We start from the raw sequence: 13,013 nt of genomic DNA, 5'->3' as shown, positions 1-13,013 counted from the left end.
GAGAAGAGACAGGACTACGAAGTAGCCATGGCGGGACAGAAGATCCGCATCCGGCTCAAGGCCTACGACCACGAGGTCATCGACTCCTCGGCGAAGAAGATCGTCGAGACGGTGACCCGCACTGGTGCGTCGGTCGCGGGCCCGGTGCCGCTGCCCACTGAGAAGAACGTGTACTGCGTCATCAAGTCGCCGCACAAGTACAAGGACTCGCGCGAGCACTTCGAGATGCGCACGCACAAGCGCCTGATCGACATCCTCGACCCGACCCCCAAGACCGTTGACTCTCTGATGCGACTCGACCTCCCGGCCGGTGTCGACATCGAGATCAAGCTCTGAGGCCGGTGATCTGAGAGATGACCAAGCAGATCAAGGGCATCCTGGGCGAGAAGCTCGGCATGACGCAGGTGTGGGACGAGAACAACCGTGTTGTTCCGGTCACCGTCGTCAAGGCCGGCCCCAACGTCGTCACCCAGGTCCGTACGAACGACGTCGACGGCTACGAGTCGGTCCAGATCGCCTTCGGCGAGATCGACCCGCGCAAGGTGAACAAGCCCCTCAAGGGTCACTTCGCCAAGGCCGACGTCACCCCCCGCCGCCACCTCGTCGAGATCCGCACCGCGGACGCGAGCGAGTACACCCTCGGCCAGGAAGTCACCGCTGAGGTGTTCGAGGCCGGCGTGAAGGTCGACGTCACCGGCAAGAGCAAGGGCAAGGGCTTCGCCGGTGTCATGAAGCGCCACAACTTCCGTGGCCTCGGCGCCGGACACGGCACCCAGCGCAAGCACCGCTCGCCCGGTTCCATCGGTGGCTGCGCCACCCCGGGCCGCGTGTTCAAGGGCCTCCGCATGGCGGGTCGCATGGGCAACGAGCGGGTCACCACCCAGAACCTGACCGTCCACGCCGTTGACGCGGAGAAGGGCCTGCTGCTCATCAAGGGCGCGGTTCCCGGTCCGAACGGCGGCCTCGTCCTGGTCCGCACCGCGGCCAAGGGGGCCTGAGGTAACCGATGAGCACTGTTGACATCCTTTCGCCGGCGGGCGAGAAGGCCGGTACCGTCGAGCTCCCCGCGGAGATCTTCGGCGTTGAGAAGGTCAGCGTCCCGCTGATCCACCAGGTCGTCGTCGCACAGCTGGCCGCTGCCCGTCAGGGCACCCACAAGACCAAGACGCGTGGCGAGGTCCGCGGCGGCGGCAAGAAGCCGTACCGCCAGAAGGGCACCGGCCGTGCCCGTCAGGGCTCGACCCGCGCGCCGCAGTTCGCCGGTGGTGGCGTCGTGCACGGTCCCGTGCCGCGCGACTACTCGCAGCGGACCCCGAAGAAGATGAAGGCCGCGGCCCTGCGCCACGCCCTCACCGACCGGGCCCGCCACAACCGCATCCACGTCGTCTCCGGCGTGGTCGAGGGTGAGACCGCCTCCACCAAGGCCGCCCGGACGCTGTTCGGCAAGATCTCGGAGCGCAAGAACCTGCTCCTGGTCGTCGACCGCGCCGACGAGGCCGCGTGGCTGTCCGCCCGCAACCTGCCCCAGGTCCACATCCTGGAGCCGGGCCAGCTGAACACGTACGACGTTCTCGTCTCGGACGACGTGGTCTTCACCAAGGCCGCTTTCGAGTCCTTCGTCGCCGGCCCGAACAAGGCCAACGACACCGAAGGGAGCGAGGCCTGATGGCTACGCGTCACCCCTCCATCGCCTCGAAGGCCGCCAAGGCCGCCAAGGCCGCGCGCGTCGCCAAGGCGCGCCGCCACGCCACCGAGGGCAAGAACACGGTCGAGACCCCGCTGAGCAAGTCGTACACGGACCCCCGTGACGTCCTGGTCAAGCCGGTCGTCTCCGAGAAGAGCTACGCGCTCCTCGACGAGAACAAGTACACGTTCATCGTCGACCCGCGTGCCAACAAGACCCAGATCAAGGAGGCCGTCCAGGCGGTCTTCGAGGTCAAGGTCACCGGGGTCAACACGATCAACCGCCAGGGCAAGCGCAAGCGGACCCGCACCGGTTTCGGCCAGCGTGCCGCGACCAAGCGCGCGATCGTGACCCTCGCCGAGGGCGACCGTATCGACATCTTCGGCGGTCCGACCGCCTGACGGCGGTCCGGATCGTCCGATATCGGACGAGGACTGAGAAATGGGTATCCGCAAGTACAAGCCGACGACTCCTGGCCGTCGTGGCGCCAGCGTCGCCGACTTCGTCGAGGTCACGCGGTCCACGCCGGAGAAGTCGCTGGTCCGTCCCCTGCACAGCAAGGGCGGCCGTAACAATTCCGGTCGTGTGACCGTTCGCCACCAGGGTGGCGGACACAAGCGCGCCTACCGCGTGATCGACTTCCGTCGTCACGACAAGGACGGCGTGCCGGCGAAGGTCGCGCACATCGAGTACGACCCCAACCGCACCGCGCGCATCGCGCTGCTGCACTACGCCGACGGCGAGAAGCGCTACATCCTCGCCCCGCGCAACCTGCAGCAGGGCGACCGCGTGGAGAACGGTCCCGGGGCCGACATCAAGCCGGGCAACAACCTGGCTCTCCGCAACATCCCGGTCGGTACCACGATCCACGCGATCGAGCTCCGTCCCGGTGGCGGTGCCAAGTTCGCCCGCTCCGCCGGTGCCTCCGTGCAGCTGCTCGCGAAGGAGGGCACGATGGCCCACCTCCGCATGCCGTCCGGTGAGATCCGCCTGGTCGACCAGCGCTGCCGCGCCACGGTCGGCGAGGTCGGCAACGCCGAGCAGAGCAACATCAACTGGGGCAAGGCCGGCCGCAAGCGCTGGCTGGGCGTCCGCCCGACCGTTCGCGGTGTGGCGATGAACCCGGTTGACCACCCCCACGGTGGTGGTGAGGGCAAGACCTCGGGTGGCCGCCACCCGGTCAGCCCCTGGGGTCAGAAGGAAGGTCGTACTCGTTCTCCCAAGAAGGCGAGCAACAAGTACATCGTCCGCCGCCGCAAGACGAACAAGAAGCGCTAAGGACGGGTTGAGATGCCTCGTAGCTTGAAGAAGGGGCCTTTCGTCGACGACCACCTGATCAAGAAGGTGGACGTACAGAACGAAGCCGGCACCAAGAACGTCATCAAGACCTGGTCCCGCCGCTCGATGATCGTCCCGGCGATGCTGGGCCACACGATCGCGGTGCACAACGGCAAGACCCACATCCCGGTGTTTGTCACCGAGTCCATGGTCGGCCACAAGCTCGGCGAGTTCTCGCCGACGCGCACCTTCCGGGGTCACGTCAAGGACGACCGGAAGTCGAAGCGCCGCTAGTCAGCGGGGTGTGAAAGACCATGACAAACACTGAAGGGACAACCATGGAAGCCAGGGCCCAGGCGCGGTACATCCGCGTCACGCCCATGAAGGCCCGCCGCGTGGTGGACCTCATCCGTGGCATGAACGCCACGGAGGCTCAGGCGGTCCTGCGTTTCGCCCCGCAGGCCGCGAGCGTGCCGGTCGGCAAGGTGCTGGACAGCGCCATCGCCAACGCCGCGCACAACTACGACCACACCGACGCCGACAGCCTCTACATCTCCGAGGCCTACGTCGACGAGGGCCCGACCCTGAAGCGGTTCCGTCCGCGCGCCCAGGGCCGCGCCTACCGGATCCGCAAGCGGACCAGCCACATCACCGTGGTCGTCAGCAGCAAGGAAGGAACCCGGTAATGGGCCAGAAGGTAAACCCGCACGGGTTCCGGCTCGGTGTCACGACCGACTTCAAGTCGCGTTGGTACGCCGACAAGCTGTACAAGGACTACGTCAAGGAAGACGTCGCCATCCGTCGGATGATGACGTCCGGCATGGAGCGCGCCGGCATCTCCAAGGTCGAGATCGAGCGCACCCGTGACCGCGTGCGTGTGGATATCCACACCGCTCGTCCGGGCATCGTCATCGGCCGCCGCGGCGCCGAGGCCGACCGCATCCGCGGCGACCTCGAGAAGCTCACCGGCAAGCAGGTCCAGCTGAACATCCTCGAGGTCAAGAACCCCGAGACCGACGCTCAGCTGGTTGCGCAGGCCGTCGCCGAGCAGCTCTCCTCCCGCGTCTCCTTCCGCCGTGCCATGCGCAAGAGCATGCAGTCGGCGATGAAGGCCGGCGCCAAGGGCATCAAGATCCAGTGCGGTGGCCGCCTCGGCGGCGCCGAGATGTCCCGCTCGGAGTTCTACCGCGAGGGCCGTGTGCCCCTGCACACGCTCCGCGCGAACGTGGACTACGGCTTCTTCGAGGCCAAGACGACCTTCGGCCGCATCGGCGTGAAGGTCTGGATCTACAAGGGCGACGTGAAGAACATCGCCGAGGTCCGCGCCGAGAACGCTGCGGCCCGTGCGGGTAACCGCCCGGCCCGCGGTGGTGCCGACCGCCCGGCCCGTGGTGGCCGCGGTGGCGAGCGGCGCGGTCGCAAGCCGCAGCAGCAGCAGGCTCCGGCCGCCGAGGCCCCCAAGGCCGAGGCCCCGGCCGCTGCCGCTCCGGCTGAGAGCACCGGAACGGAGGCCTGACCGACATGCTGATCCCCCGTAGGGTCAAGCACCGCAAGCAGCACCACCCGAAGCGCCGTGGTCAGGCCAAGGGCGGTACGACGGTCGCGTTCGGCGAGTACGGCATCCAGGCCCTCACGCCGGCGTACGTGACCAACCGCCAGATCGAGGCGGCCCGTATCGCGATGACCCGCCACATCAAGCGTGGCGGCAAGGTCTGGATCAACATCTACCCGGACCGTCCCCTCACCAAGAAGCCGGCCGAGACCCGCATGGGTTCCGGTAAGGGTTCTCCGGAGTGGTGGATCGCGAACGTTCACCCCGGTCGGGTGATGTTCGAGCTGTCGTACCCCAACGAGAAGATCGCCCGTGAGGCGCTGACTCGTGCGGCCCACAAGCTGCCGATGAAGTGCCGGATCGTCAAGCGCGAGGCAGGTGAAGCGTGATGTCGGCCGGTACCAAGGCGTCCGAGCTGCGCGAGCTGGGCAACGAGGAGCTTCTGGGCAAGCTCCGCGAGGCCAAGGAAGAGCTGTTCAACCTCCGTTTCCAGGCGGCGACGGGCCAGCTCGAAAACCACGGCCGTCTGAAGGCGGTCCGCAAGGACATCGCGCGGATCTACACCCTGATGCGCGAGCGTGAGCTGGGCATCGAAACGGTGGAGAACGCATGAGCGAGAACAACGTGACTGAGCAGAACTCCGAGGCACGCGGCTTCCGCAAGACCCGTGAGGGTCTCGTCGTCAGCGACAAGATGGACAAGACCGTCGTCGTCGCCGTCGAGGACCGCGTCAAGCACGCGCTGTACGGCAAGGTCATCCGCCGTACGAACAAGCTCAAGGCGCACGACGAGCAGAACGCCGCGGGCGTCGGCGACCGCGTCCTCCTGATGGAGACCCGGCCGCTGTCCGCGACGAAGCGCTGGCGCGTCGTCGAGATCCTCGAGAAGGCCAAGTAATTCCTGCGGGAGTTCCCTCGCAGGACAGTTCCGCCAGGCTCCGGGGGCCGCTCGGTGAGCGGCCCCCGGGGAACCGGCAGACAAACAGGAGATAGACGTGATCCAGCAGGAGTCGCGGCTGCGTGTCGCCGACAACACTGGTGCGAAGGAGATCCTTTGCATCCGTGTGCTCGGTGGCTCCGGTCGCCGCTACGCGGGCATCGGTGACGTCATCGTCGCCACCGTCAAGGACGCGATCCCCGGTGGCAACGTGAAGAAGGGTGACGTCGTCAAGGCGGTCATCGTTCGCACCGTCAAGGAGCGCCGCCGTCCGGACGGCTCGTACATCCGCTTCGACGAGAACGCCGCCGTCATTCTGAAGAACGACGGCGACCCTCGCGGCACCCGCATCTTCGGCCCCGTGGGCCGTGAGCTGCGCGAGAAGAAGTTCATGAAGATCATCTCGCTGGCTCCGGAGGTGCTGTAAGCATGAAGATCAAGAAGGGCGACCTGGTCCAGGTCATCACCGGTAAGGACAAGGGCAAGCAGGGCAAGGTCATCGCGGCCTTCCCCCGCGAGGACCGCGTCCTGGTCGAGGGTGTCAACCGGGTCAAGAAGCACACCAAGGCCGGTCCGACCGCCAGCGGTTCGCAGGCCGGCGGCATCGTCACGACCGAGGCTCCGATCCACGTCTCCAACGTCCAGCTGGTCGTGGAGAAGGACGGTCAGAAGGTCGTCACGCGTGTCGGTTACCGCTTCGACGACGAAGGCAACAAGATCCGCGTTGCCAAGCGGACGGGTGAGGACATCTGATGGCTACCACCACTGCCCCGCGTCTGAAGCAGAAGTACCGCAGCGAGATCGCCCCCAAGATGCGTGACGAGTTCAAGTACGAGAACGTCATGCAGATCCCGGGCCTCGTCAAGATCGTGGTCAACATGGGTGTGGGCGACGCCGCCCGCGACTCCAAGCTGATCGAGGGCGCCATCCGCGACCTCACCACGATCACCGGCCAGAAGCCGGCGGTCACCAAGGCCCGCAAGTCCATCGCGCAGTTCAAGCTGCGTGAGGGCCAGCCGATCGGTGCCCACGTCACGCTCCGTGGCGACCGCATGTGGGAGTTCCTGGACCGCACCCTGTCGCTCGCGCTGCCGCGCATCCGCGACTTCCGCGGCCTGTCCCCCAAGCAGTTCGACGGCCGTGGCAACTACACCTTCGGTCTCACGGAGCAGGTCATGTTCCACGAGATCGACCAGGACAAGATCGACCGTGTCCGGGGTATGGACATCACCGTGGTCACCACGGCGACCAACGACGAAGAGGGCCGCGCCCTTCTCCGTCACCTCGGCTTCCCGTTCAAGGAGGCGTGAGCGAGATGGCGAAGAAGGCTCTCATCGCGAAGGCTGCTCGCAAGCCCAAGTTCGGAGTGCGCGGCTACACCCGCTGCCAGCGCTGCGGTCGTCCGCACTCCGTGTACCGCAAGTTCGGCCTGTGCCGCGTGTGCCTTCGTGAGATGGCTCACCGTGGCGAGCTGCCGGGCGTGACCAAGAGCTCCTGGTAACAGCCCACTTGGGTTGATACAGGACTCTCGGTAAGCAACCGGGGTCGGCAGGAGGCCCACCCCCCATGGCTTAGGCTTGTGGGGTTGGGCGCCTGCCGCGCCCTAAACGACTTACTACGCCGTAGGTCCACCGCGCCGCACCCGTCCCGTCTCGGATCGGGGAGAGGGATGGCGCACCAGGAAACCCCGGCGAGAGAGGCCGAAGGCCAATTCATGACCATGACTGATCCGATCGCAGACATGCTCACGCGTCTGCGGAACGCGAACTCGGCGTACCACGACACCGTGGCGATGCCGCACTCGAAGATCAAGTCGCACATCGCGGAGATCCTCCAGCAGGAGGGCTTCATCACCGGCTGGAAGACCGAGGACGCCGAGGTCGGCAAGAACCTCGTCCTCGAGCTGAAGTACGGCCCGAACCGTGAGCGCTCCATCGCGGGCATCAAGCGGATCTCGAAGCCCGGTCTCCGGGTCTACGCGAAGTCCACCAACCTGCCGAAGGTGCTCGGCGGCCTCGGCGTGGCGATCATCTCCACGTCCCACGGGCTCCTCACCGACAAGCAGGCCGGCAAGAAGGGCGTGGGTGGGGAAGTCCTCGCCTACGTCTGGTAACGGAAGGGAACGGAGGAAACAGCTATGTCGCGCATCGGCAAGCTCCCCATCGCGGTTCCCGCCGGCGTGGACGTCACCATCGACGGCCGCACGGTCAAGGTCAAGGGCCCCAAGGGCGAACTGACCCACACCGTCGCCGCGCCGATCGAGATCGTCAAGGCTGAGGACGGCGTTCTGAACGTCACCCGCCCCAACGACGAGCGTCAGAACAAGGCCCTGCACGGCCTGTCCCGCACGCTGGTGGCGAACATGATCACCGGCGTGACCCAGGGTTACGTGAAGAAGCTCGAGATCAGCGGTGTCGGTTACCGCGTGACGGCCAAGGGATCGAACCTCGAGTTCGCGCTCGGCTACAGCCACCCGATCACCGTCGAGGCACCCGAGGGCATCACCTTCAAGGTCGAGGCCCCCACCCGCTTCTCGGTCGAGGGCATCGACAAGCAGAAGGTCGGCGAGGTTGCGGCCAACATCCGCAAGCTGCGCAAGCCCGACCCGTACAAGGCCAAGGGTGTCAAGTACGAGGGCGAAGTCATCCGCCGCAAGGTCGGAAAGGCGGGTAAGTAAGCCATGGCATACGGGCAGAAGATCCTCAAGGGCGACGCCTACAAGCGCGCCGCGATCAAGCGCCGTCACATCCGGATCCGCAAGCGGATCGCCGGTACGGCGGAGCGCCCCCGTCTGGTCGTGACCCGCTCCAACCGCCACATCGTGGCGCAGGTGATCGACGACCTCAAGGGTCACACCCTGGCGTCGGCGTCCACGCTGGACACGTCGATCCGCGGTGGCGAGGGCGACAAGTCCGCGCAGGCCAAGCAGGTCGGCGCCCTGGTCGCCGAGCGTGCCAAGGCCGCCGGTGTCGAGGCTGTCGTGTTCGACCGTGGTGGCAACCAGTACGCCGGGCGCATCGCCGCCCTGGCGGACGCCGCCCGCGAAGCCGGCCTGAAGTTCTGAGCCGGTTCCGAGCTAGCGGAAACAGAGAGAGGTAATTCCAATGGCTGGACCCCAGCGCCGCGGTGGCGGTGCCGGTGGCGGCGAGCGGCGGGACCGGAAGGGCCGTGACGGCGGCGCAGCTGCCGCCGAGAAGACCGCGTACGTTGAGCGCGTAGTCGCGATCAACCGCGTCGCCAAGGTTGTGAAGGGTGGTCGTCGCTTCAGCTTCACCGCGCTGGTCGTGGTGGGCGACGGTGACGGCACCGTGGGTGTCGGTTACGGCAAGGCCAAGGAGGTGCCGGCCGCCATCGCCAAGGGCGTTGAGGAGGCCAAGAAGCACTTCTTCAAGGTCCCCCGCATCCAGGGCACCATCCCGCACCCCATCCAGGGTGAGAAGGCTGCCGGCGTCGTGCTGCTCAAGCCCGCGTCCCCGGGTACCGGCGTGATCGCCGGTGGTCCGGTGCGTGCCGTGCTCGAGTGCGCCGGTATCCACGACGTGCTGTCGAAGTCGCTCGGCTCCGACAACGCCATCAACATCGTGCACGCCACCGTGGAGGCCCTCAAGGGCCTGCAGCGTCCCGAGGAGATCGCGGCCCGCCGTGGTCTGCCCCTCGAGGACGTCGCCCCCGCGGCTCTCCTGCGTGCGCGTGCCGGGGCGGGTGCGTAATCGTGGCGCAGCTCAAGATCACGCAGACGAAGTCCTACATCGGCAGCAAGCAGAACCACCGCGACACCCTGCGTTCCCTGGGCCTCAAGCGCCTGGGTGACGTGGTCGTCAAGGAGGACCGCCCCGAGTTCCGCGGCATGGTGCACACCGTCCGCCACCTCGTGACGGTCGAGGAGGTCGACTGATCATGGCGGAGCAGAACCCGCTCAAGATCCACAACCTCCGTCCCGCCCCGGGCGCCAAGACCGCCAAGACCCGTGTGGGTCGTGGTGAGGCGTCGAAGGGTAAGACGGCCGGTCGTGGTACCAAGGGCACCAAGGCCCGCTACCAGGTTCCGGAGCGCTTCGAGGGCGGGCAGATGCCCCTCCACATGCGCCTCCCGAAGCTGAAGGGCTTCAAGAACCCGTTCAAGACCGAGTACCAGGTCGTGAACCTCGACAAGCTGGCCGCGCTGTACCCCGAGGGTGGCGAGGTCACCGTCGAGGACCTGGTGGCCAAGGGTGCCGTTCGCAAGAACAGCCTCGTCAAGGTTCTCGGCCAGGGCGAGGTCTCCGTGGCGCTGCAGGTGACGGTCGACGCCGTCTCCGGCTCCGCCAAGGAGAAGATCACCGCCGCCGGCGGTAGCGTCACCGAGCTCGTCTGACACCGTCGGACGTCTCGATGACCTGAACGTCCCGACCGGGGATACCCACAAATGGGGTATCCCCGGTTGGTCGTTCCTAGGGGGGCGGTCTCGCCGGTAAGGTGGCCTGCACTGTCCACTTCCACCGGATGCCGCATCATGGGCACTCGGAGCGGCAGTCGTCCGTTGTCCATTCGTCGTTCTCAGTTGGAACCTCACAACCGTCACCCTGACGCACGTGCGCGGGGGTCGCAGGAGGCACCGTGCTCACCGGCTTCGCCCGGGCGTTCAGGACGCCCGACCTGCGCAAGAAGCTGCTCTTCACACTCGGCATCATCGTGGTGTACCGCGTCGGTACCCACATCCCGATCCCGGGCGTCAACTACAAGGCCGTACAGACGTGCGTGACCGAGGCCTCCGGCAGCCAGGGCCTCTTCGGACTGGTCAACATGTTCAGCGGCGGTGCGCTGCTGCAGATCACGGTCTTCGCCCTCGGGATCCTGCCGTACATCACGGCGAGCATCATCCTGCAGCTGCTGACCGTGGTCATCCCGCGGCTGGAGGCCCTCAAGAAGGAGGGCCAGTCCGGCACCGCGAAGATCACCCAGTACACCCGTTACCTGACGGTGGCGCTGGCCATCCTGCAGGGCACCGGCCTGGTGGCCACCGCCCGCAGCGGCGCCCTCTTCTCCGGGTGCACGGCGGCCGCGGACATCGTCCCGGACCAGGCGATCTTCAACACCATCGTCATGGTGGTCTGCATGACCGCGGGCACGGTCCTGGTGATGTGGCTCGGCGAGCTGGTCACCGACCGCGGCATCGGCAACGGCATGTCGATCCTGATGTTCATCTCGATCGCCGCGACGTTCCCGTCCGCGCTGTGGTCCATCAAGAAGTCGGGCAAGCTGGCCGACGGCTGGATCGAGTTCGGCACCGTGCTCCTGGTCGGCCTGATCATGGTCGGCCTGGTCGTCTTCGTCGAGCAGGCCCAGCGCCGCATCCCGGTGCAGTACGCGAAGCGCATGATCGGCCGCCGTTCCTACGGCGGTACGTCGACGTACATCCCGCTCAAGGTGAACCAGGCGGGCGTGATCCCCGTGATCTTCGCCTCGTCGCTGCTCTACATCCCGGCTCTCGTCGCGCAGTTCTCCGGCGGCAACTCGGGCTGGAAGACCTGGGTCCAGCAGAACCTGACCAAGGGCGACCACCCGATCTACATCACCGCGTACTTCTTGCTCATCGTGTTCTTCGCGTTCTTCTACGTGGCGATCTCCTTCAACCCCGAGGAAGTCGCGGACAACATGAAGAAGTATGGTGGCTTCATCCCGGGCATCCGGGCTGGCCGACCGACCGCTGAGTACCTTTCCTACGTGCTCAACCGGATCACCTGGCCGGGTTCGCTGTACCTGGGTCTGATCGCTCTCGTACCAACAGTGGCGTTGGTTGGCTTCGGGGCAAGCCAGAACTTCCCGTTCGGCGGTACCAGCATCCTGATCATCGTGGGTGTCGGTCTCGAGACGGTGAAGCAGATCGAGAGCCAGCTCCAGCAGCGCAATTACGAAGGGTTCCTCCGCTGATGCGAATCGTCCTCGTCGGGCCGCCTGGCGCAGGCAAGGGTACGCAGGCAACGCGCCTGGCCGAGAAGCTGTCGATCCCGCACATCTCCACGGGCGACCTGTTCCGCGCCAACATCAGCAGGCAGACGGAGCTGGGCAAGCTCGCGAAGTCCTACATGGACGCGGGCAACCTGGTTCCCGACGAGGTCACCATCGCCATGGCGAAGGACCGCATGGAGCAGCCGGACGCCGCCGGCGGCTTCCTGCTCGACGGCTTCCCGCGCAACGTCTCGCAGGCTCAGGCGCTGGACGGGACGCTCGAGAGCGAGGACATCAAGCTCGACGCGGTCCTCGACCTGGAGGTTCCCGAGGAGGAGGTCGTCAAGCGGATCGCCGGCCGGCGCATCTGCCGCAACGACTCCAGCCACGTCTTCCACGTGTCGTACAGCAAGCCGAAGAAGGAAGGCGTCTGCGACGTCTGCGGCGGCGAGCTGTACCAGCGGGACGACGACCACGAGGACACCGTCCGCAAGCGGCTCGAGGTCTACCACACGCAGACCGAGCCGATCATCGACTACTACCGCAAGCAGGGCCTGGTCGTGACGATCTCGTCGCTCGGCCCGGTCGACGAGATCACGCGTCGCGCCCTTCAGGCGCTGAAGCGTGAGGACGTCACGCAGTAGTCGCACGCCGGTCGCAGCCGCGGTTCCTGCTGTCGGGGGCCGCGGCTGCGCTGTGGGCGCGCCGGCGCCCGTATGGTTGAAGCAGTCGCCCGGTCCCAGAAAGGCCCTGTCCCCATGGTGCAGATCAAGACCCCCGAGCAGATCGCCACGATGCGTGCGGCGGGGCTGGTCGTCGCCGCGATCCACGCGGCCACCCGTGAGGCGGCCGTGCCGGGCGCGAGCACCAAGGACCTGGACCAGGTGGCCCGCAAGGTGCTGGCCGACCACAACGCCAAGCCGAACTTCCTCGGTTACGGCGGCTTCCCGGCCACGATCTGCACCTCGGTCAACGAGGTCGTCGTCCACGGCATCCCCTCCGACGAGGTGGTCCTCAAGGACGGCGACATCATCTCCATCGACTGCGGCGCGATCGTCGACGGCTGGCACGGCGACGCGGCCTACACGGCGTTCGTCGGTTCCGGTCACGCCCCGGAGCTGGTCGAGCTGTCCCGGGTGACCGAGGAGTCGATGTGGGCGGGCATCGCGGCGATGAAGCAGGGCAACCGCCTGGTCGACGTCTCCCGCGCCGTCGAGACGTACATCCGCCGCCAGCCCAAGCCGGGCGGCGGCCGGTACGGCATCATCGAGGACTACGGCGGCCACGGCATCGGCACCGAGATGCACATGGATCCGCACCTGCTGAACTACGTCGACCGCCGCCGCGGCAAGGGCCCCAAGCTGGTCCCCGGCTTCTGCCTGGCCATCGAGCCCATGGTCTCTCTCGGCACCCCGAAGACCCGGGTCCTGGACGACGAGTGGACGGTCATCACGACGGACGGCACCTGGTCCTCCCACTGGGAGCACTCGGTGGCCCTCACCGAGCAGGGCCCGCTGGTCCTGACGGCGCCGGACGGCGGCAAGGCGAAGCTGGCCGAGTACGGCATCACGGCGGCGCCGGACCCGCTCGCCTGACGGCGGTGGCCCGGCGCCGAGGGGCGCCGGCCCGTCTCTCC

24 protein-coding genes are annotated in these 13,013 nt (G+C 66.9%); all 24 read left to right on the top strand.

Annotation, left to right across the window (positions count from 1 at the left end):
* Positions 1–27: 27 nt before the first annotated feature.
* The 24 genes from rpsJ to map all read left to right on the top strand — a co-directional run bounded on the left by rpsJ (position 28) and on the right by map (position 12,972).
* Positions 28–336 (top strand): 30S ribosomal protein S10, encoded by a 309-nt coding sequence (gene rpsJ / locus AC6I72_RS12925; protein ID WP_003948644.1) that lies wholly within the window; start codon positions 28–30, stop codon positions 334–336.
* Positions 337–353: 17 nt separating this feature from the next.
* Entirely contained in the window at positions 354–998 is a 645-nt protein-coding gene (gene rplC, locus AC6I72_RS12920) for a 50S ribosomal protein L3 (RefSeq protein WP_498000905.1), read from the top strand.
* Positions 999–1,006: 8 nt separating this feature from the next.
* Positions 1,007–1,666: a 50S ribosomal protein L4 gene (gene rplD / locus AC6I72_RS12915; protein ID WP_037858415.1), complete on the top strand. Its 660-nt coding sequence runs from the start codon at positions 1,007–1,009 to the stop codon at positions 1,664–1,666.
* Entirely contained in the window at positions 1,666–2,085 is a 420-nt protein-coding gene (gene rplW, locus AC6I72_RS12910; protein ID WP_037858416.1) for a 50S ribosomal protein L23, read from the top strand. The genes rplD and rplW overlap by 1 nt, the downstream gene beginning before the upstream one ends.
* 40 nt (positions 2,086–2,125) lie before the next feature.
* The gene (gene rplB / locus AC6I72_RS12905) at positions 2,126–2,962 is read left to right on the top strand and encodes a 50S ribosomal protein L2 (protein ID WP_018564806.1); all 837 of its coding nucleotides are present in this window, start codon (positions 2,126–2,128) and stop codon (positions 2,960–2,962) included.
* 12 nt (positions 2,963–2,974) lie between these two features.
* Positions 2,975–3,256 (top strand): 30S ribosomal protein S19, encoded by a 282-nt coding sequence (rpsS, locus tag AC6I72_RS12900; RefSeq protein ID WP_003948639.1) that lies wholly within the window; start codon positions 2,975–2,977, stop codon positions 3,254–3,256.
* 44 nt (positions 3,257–3,300) lie between these two features.
* Positions 3,301–3,648, top strand: coding sequence for a 50S ribosomal protein L22 (rplV, locus tag AC6I72_RS12895; RefSeq protein ID WP_037858419.1), 348 nt, complete (start codon positions 3,301–3,303; stop codon positions 3,646–3,648).
* Positions 3,648–4,478 carry a 30S ribosomal protein S3 gene (rpsC, locus tag AC6I72_RS12890; protein ID WP_028420771.1) on the top strand — a complete coding sequence of 277 codons (831 nt, stop codon included), beginning with the start codon at positions 3,648–3,650 and terminating at the stop codon, positions 4,476–4,478. Before rplV ends, rpsC begins: the two co-directional genes overlap by 1 nt.
* Positions 4,479–4,483: 5 nt before the next feature.
* Positions 4,484–4,903 carry a 50S ribosomal protein L16 gene (gene rplP, locus AC6I72_RS12885; RefSeq protein ID WP_004927269.1) on the top strand — a complete coding sequence of 140 codons (420 nt, stop codon included), beginning with the start codon at positions 4,484–4,486 and terminating at the stop codon, positions 4,901–4,903.
* Positions 4,903–5,127: a 50S ribosomal protein L29 gene (gene rpmC, locus AC6I72_RS12880; RefSeq protein WP_018564811.1), complete on the top strand. Its 225-nt coding sequence runs from the start codon at positions 4,903–4,905 to the stop codon at positions 5,125–5,127. Before rplP ends, rpmC begins: the two co-directional genes overlap by 1 nt.
* Positions 5,124–5,411, top strand: a complete 288-nt coding sequence (rpsQ, locus tag AC6I72_RS12875; RefSeq protein WP_037858420.1) for a 30S ribosomal protein S17 — start codon at positions 5,124–5,126, stop codon at positions 5,409–5,411. The genes rpmC and rpsQ overlap by 4 nt, the downstream gene beginning before the upstream one ends.
* Before the next feature lie 97 nt (positions 5,412–5,508).
* Complete coding sequence (gene rplN, locus AC6I72_RS12870; RefSeq protein WP_003998823.1) at positions 5,509–5,877, top strand: 50S ribosomal protein L14; 369 nt, start codon at positions 5,509–5,511, stop codon at positions 5,875–5,877.
* A gap of 2 nt (positions 5,878–5,879) precedes the next feature.
* Positions 5,880–6,203, top strand: coding sequence for a 50S ribosomal protein L24 (gene rplX, locus AC6I72_RS12865; RefSeq protein ID WP_020941676.1), 324 nt, complete (start codon positions 5,880–5,882; stop codon positions 6,201–6,203).
* Positions 6,203–6,760: a 50S ribosomal protein L5 gene (gene rplE, locus AC6I72_RS12860; protein ID WP_498000904.1), complete on the top strand. Its 558-nt coding sequence runs from the start codon at positions 6,203–6,205 to the stop codon at positions 6,758–6,760. The genes rplX and rplE overlap by 1 nt, the downstream gene beginning before the upstream one ends.
* 5 nt (positions 6,761–6,765) lie before the next feature.
* Complete coding sequence (locus AC6I72_RS12855) at positions 6,766–6,951, top strand: type Z 30S ribosomal protein S14 (protein WP_003948630.1); 186 nt, start codon at positions 6,766–6,768, stop codon at positions 6,949–6,951.
* Between the two features lie 213 nt (positions 6,952–7,164).
* The gene (rpsH, locus tag AC6I72_RS12850; protein WP_366723712.1) at positions 7,165–7,563 is read left to right on the top strand and encodes a 30S ribosomal protein S8; all 399 of its coding nucleotides are present in this window, start codon (positions 7,165–7,167) and stop codon (positions 7,561–7,563) included.
* Positions 7,564–7,587: 24 nt separating this feature from the next.
* Complete coding sequence (gene rplF / locus AC6I72_RS12845) at positions 7,588–8,127, top strand: 50S ribosomal protein L6 (RefSeq protein ID WP_366723711.1); 540 nt, start codon at positions 7,588–7,590, stop codon at positions 8,125–8,127.
* A 3-nt stretch (positions 8,128–8,130) separates the two neighbouring features.
* Positions 8,131–8,514: a 50S ribosomal protein L18 gene (rplR, locus tag AC6I72_RS12840; protein ID WP_030174556.1), complete on the top strand. Its 384-nt coding sequence runs from the start codon at positions 8,131–8,133 to the stop codon at positions 8,512–8,514.
* A 40-nt stretch (positions 8,515–8,554) separates the two neighbouring features.
* Positions 8,555–9,160 carry a 30S ribosomal protein S5 gene (rpsE, locus tag AC6I72_RS12835; RefSeq protein WP_009190144.1) on the top strand — a complete coding sequence of 202 codons (606 nt, stop codon included), beginning with the start codon at positions 8,555–8,557 and terminating at the stop codon, positions 9,158–9,160.
* A gap of 2 nt (positions 9,161–9,162) precedes the next feature.
* Entirely contained in the window at positions 9,163–9,345 is a 183-nt protein-coding gene (gene rpmD, locus AC6I72_RS12830) for a 50S ribosomal protein L30 (protein ID WP_009190145.1), read from the top strand.
* Between the two features lie 2 nt (positions 9,346–9,347).
* Positions 9,348–9,803 carry a 50S ribosomal protein L15 gene (gene rplO / locus AC6I72_RS12825; protein WP_018564817.1) on the top strand — a complete coding sequence of 152 codons (456 nt, stop codon included), beginning with the start codon at positions 9,348–9,350 and terminating at the stop codon, positions 9,801–9,803.
* A 242-nt stretch (positions 9,804–10,045) separates the two neighbouring features.
* Positions 10,046–11,359 (top strand): preprotein translocase subunit SecY, encoded by a 1,314-nt coding sequence (secY, locus tag AC6I72_RS12820; protein ID WP_498000903.1) that lies wholly within the window; start codon positions 10,046–10,048, stop codon positions 11,357–11,359.
* Positions 11,359–12,021: an adenylate kinase gene (locus AC6I72_RS12815; RefSeq protein WP_498000902.1), complete on the top strand. Its 663-nt coding sequence runs from the start codon at positions 11,359–11,361 to the stop codon at positions 12,019–12,021. Before secY ends, AC6I72_RS12815 begins: the two co-directional genes overlap by 1 nt.
* 114 nt (positions 12,022–12,135) lie before the next feature.
* Positions 12,136–12,972 carry a type I methionyl aminopeptidase gene (map, locus tag AC6I72_RS12810; protein ID WP_498000901.1) on the top strand — a complete coding sequence of 279 codons (837 nt, stop codon included), beginning with the start codon at positions 12,136–12,138 and terminating at the stop codon, positions 12,970–12,972.
* The last annotated feature ends 41 nt before the right edge of the window (positions 12,973–13,013 follow it).

Source organism: Streptomyces sp. Xyl84, from assembly GCF_059731885.1.
The sequence above is the reverse complement of the archived record's forward strand: the minus strand, read 5'-3'. Positions and strand labels throughout refer to the sequence as shown.

Excerpts from the sequence above, each read along its gene's own strand:
- rpsJ (WP_003948644.1), top strand. The coding sequence starts at position 28 with ATGGCGGGACAGAAGATCCGCATCCGGCTCAAGGCCTACGACCACGAG.
- rplC (WP_498000905.1), top strand. The coding sequence starts at position 354 with ATGACCAAGCAGATCAAGGGCATCCTGGGCGAGAAGCTCGGCATGACG.
- rplD (WP_037858415.1), top strand. The coding sequence starts at position 1,007 with ATGAGCACTGTTGACATCCTTTCGCCGGCGGGCGAGAAGGCCGGTACC.
- rplW (WP_037858416.1), top strand. The coding sequence starts at position 1,666 with ATGGCTACGCGTCACCCCTCCATCGCCTCGAAGGCCGCCAAGGCCGCC.
- rplB (WP_018564806.1), top strand. The coding sequence starts at position 2,126 with ATGGGTATCCGCAAGTACAAGCCGACGACTCCTGGCCGTCGTGGCGCC.
- rpsS (WP_003948639.1), top strand. The coding sequence starts at position 2,975 with ATGCCTCGTAGCTTGAAGAAGGGGCCTTTCGTCGACGACCACCTGATC.
- rplV (WP_037858419.1), top strand. The coding sequence starts at position 3,301 with ATGGAAGCCAGGGCCCAGGCGCGGTACATCCGCGTCACGCCCATGAAG.
- rpsC (WP_028420771.1), top strand. The coding sequence starts at position 3,648 with ATGGGCCAGAAGGTAAACCCGCACGGGTTCCGGCTCGGTGTCACGACC.
- rplP (WP_004927269.1), top strand. The coding sequence starts at position 4,484 with ATGCTGATCCCCCGTAGGGTCAAGCACCGCAAGCAGCACCACCCGAAG.
- rpmC (WP_018564811.1), top strand. The coding sequence starts at position 4,903 with ATGTCGGCCGGTACCAAGGCGTCCGAGCTGCGCGAGCTGGGCAACGAG.
- rpsQ (WP_037858420.1), top strand. The coding sequence starts at position 5,124 with ATGAGCGAGAACAACGTGACTGAGCAGAACTCCGAGGCACGCGGCTTC.
- rplX (WP_020941676.1), top strand. The coding sequence starts at position 5,880 with ATGAAGATCAAGAAGGGCGACCTGGTCCAGGTCATCACCGGTAAGGAC.
- rplE (WP_498000904.1), top strand. The coding sequence starts at position 6,203 with ATGGCTACCACCACTGCCCCGCGTCTGAAGCAGAAGTACCGCAGCGAG.
- AC6I72_RS12855 (WP_003948630.1), top strand. The coding sequence starts at position 6,766 with ATGGCGAAGAAGGCTCTCATCGCGAAGGCTGCTCGCAAGCCCAAGTTC.
- rpsH (WP_366723712.1), top strand. The coding sequence starts at position 7,165 with ATGACCATGACTGATCCGATCGCAGACATGCTCACGCGTCTGCGGAAC.
- rplF (WP_366723711.1), top strand. The coding sequence starts at position 7,588 with ATGTCGCGCATCGGCAAGCTCCCCATCGCGGTTCCCGCCGGCGTGGAC.
- rplR (WP_030174556.1), top strand. The coding sequence starts at position 8,131 with ATGGCATACGGGCAGAAGATCCTCAAGGGCGACGCCTACAAGCGCGCC.
- rpsE (WP_009190144.1), top strand. The coding sequence starts at position 8,555 with ATGGCTGGACCCCAGCGCCGCGGTGGCGGTGCCGGTGGCGGCGAGCGG.
- rplO (WP_018564817.1), top strand. The coding sequence starts at position 9,348 with ATGGCGGAGCAGAACCCGCTCAAGATCCACAACCTCCGTCCCGCCCCG.
- AC6I72_RS12815 (WP_498000902.1), top strand. The coding sequence starts at position 11,359 with ATGCGAATCGTCCTCGTCGGGCCGCCTGGCGCAGGCAAGGGTACGCAG.
- map (WP_498000901.1), top strand. The coding sequence starts at position 12,136 with ATGGTGCAGATCAAGACCCCCGAGCAGATCGCCACGATGCGTGCGGCG.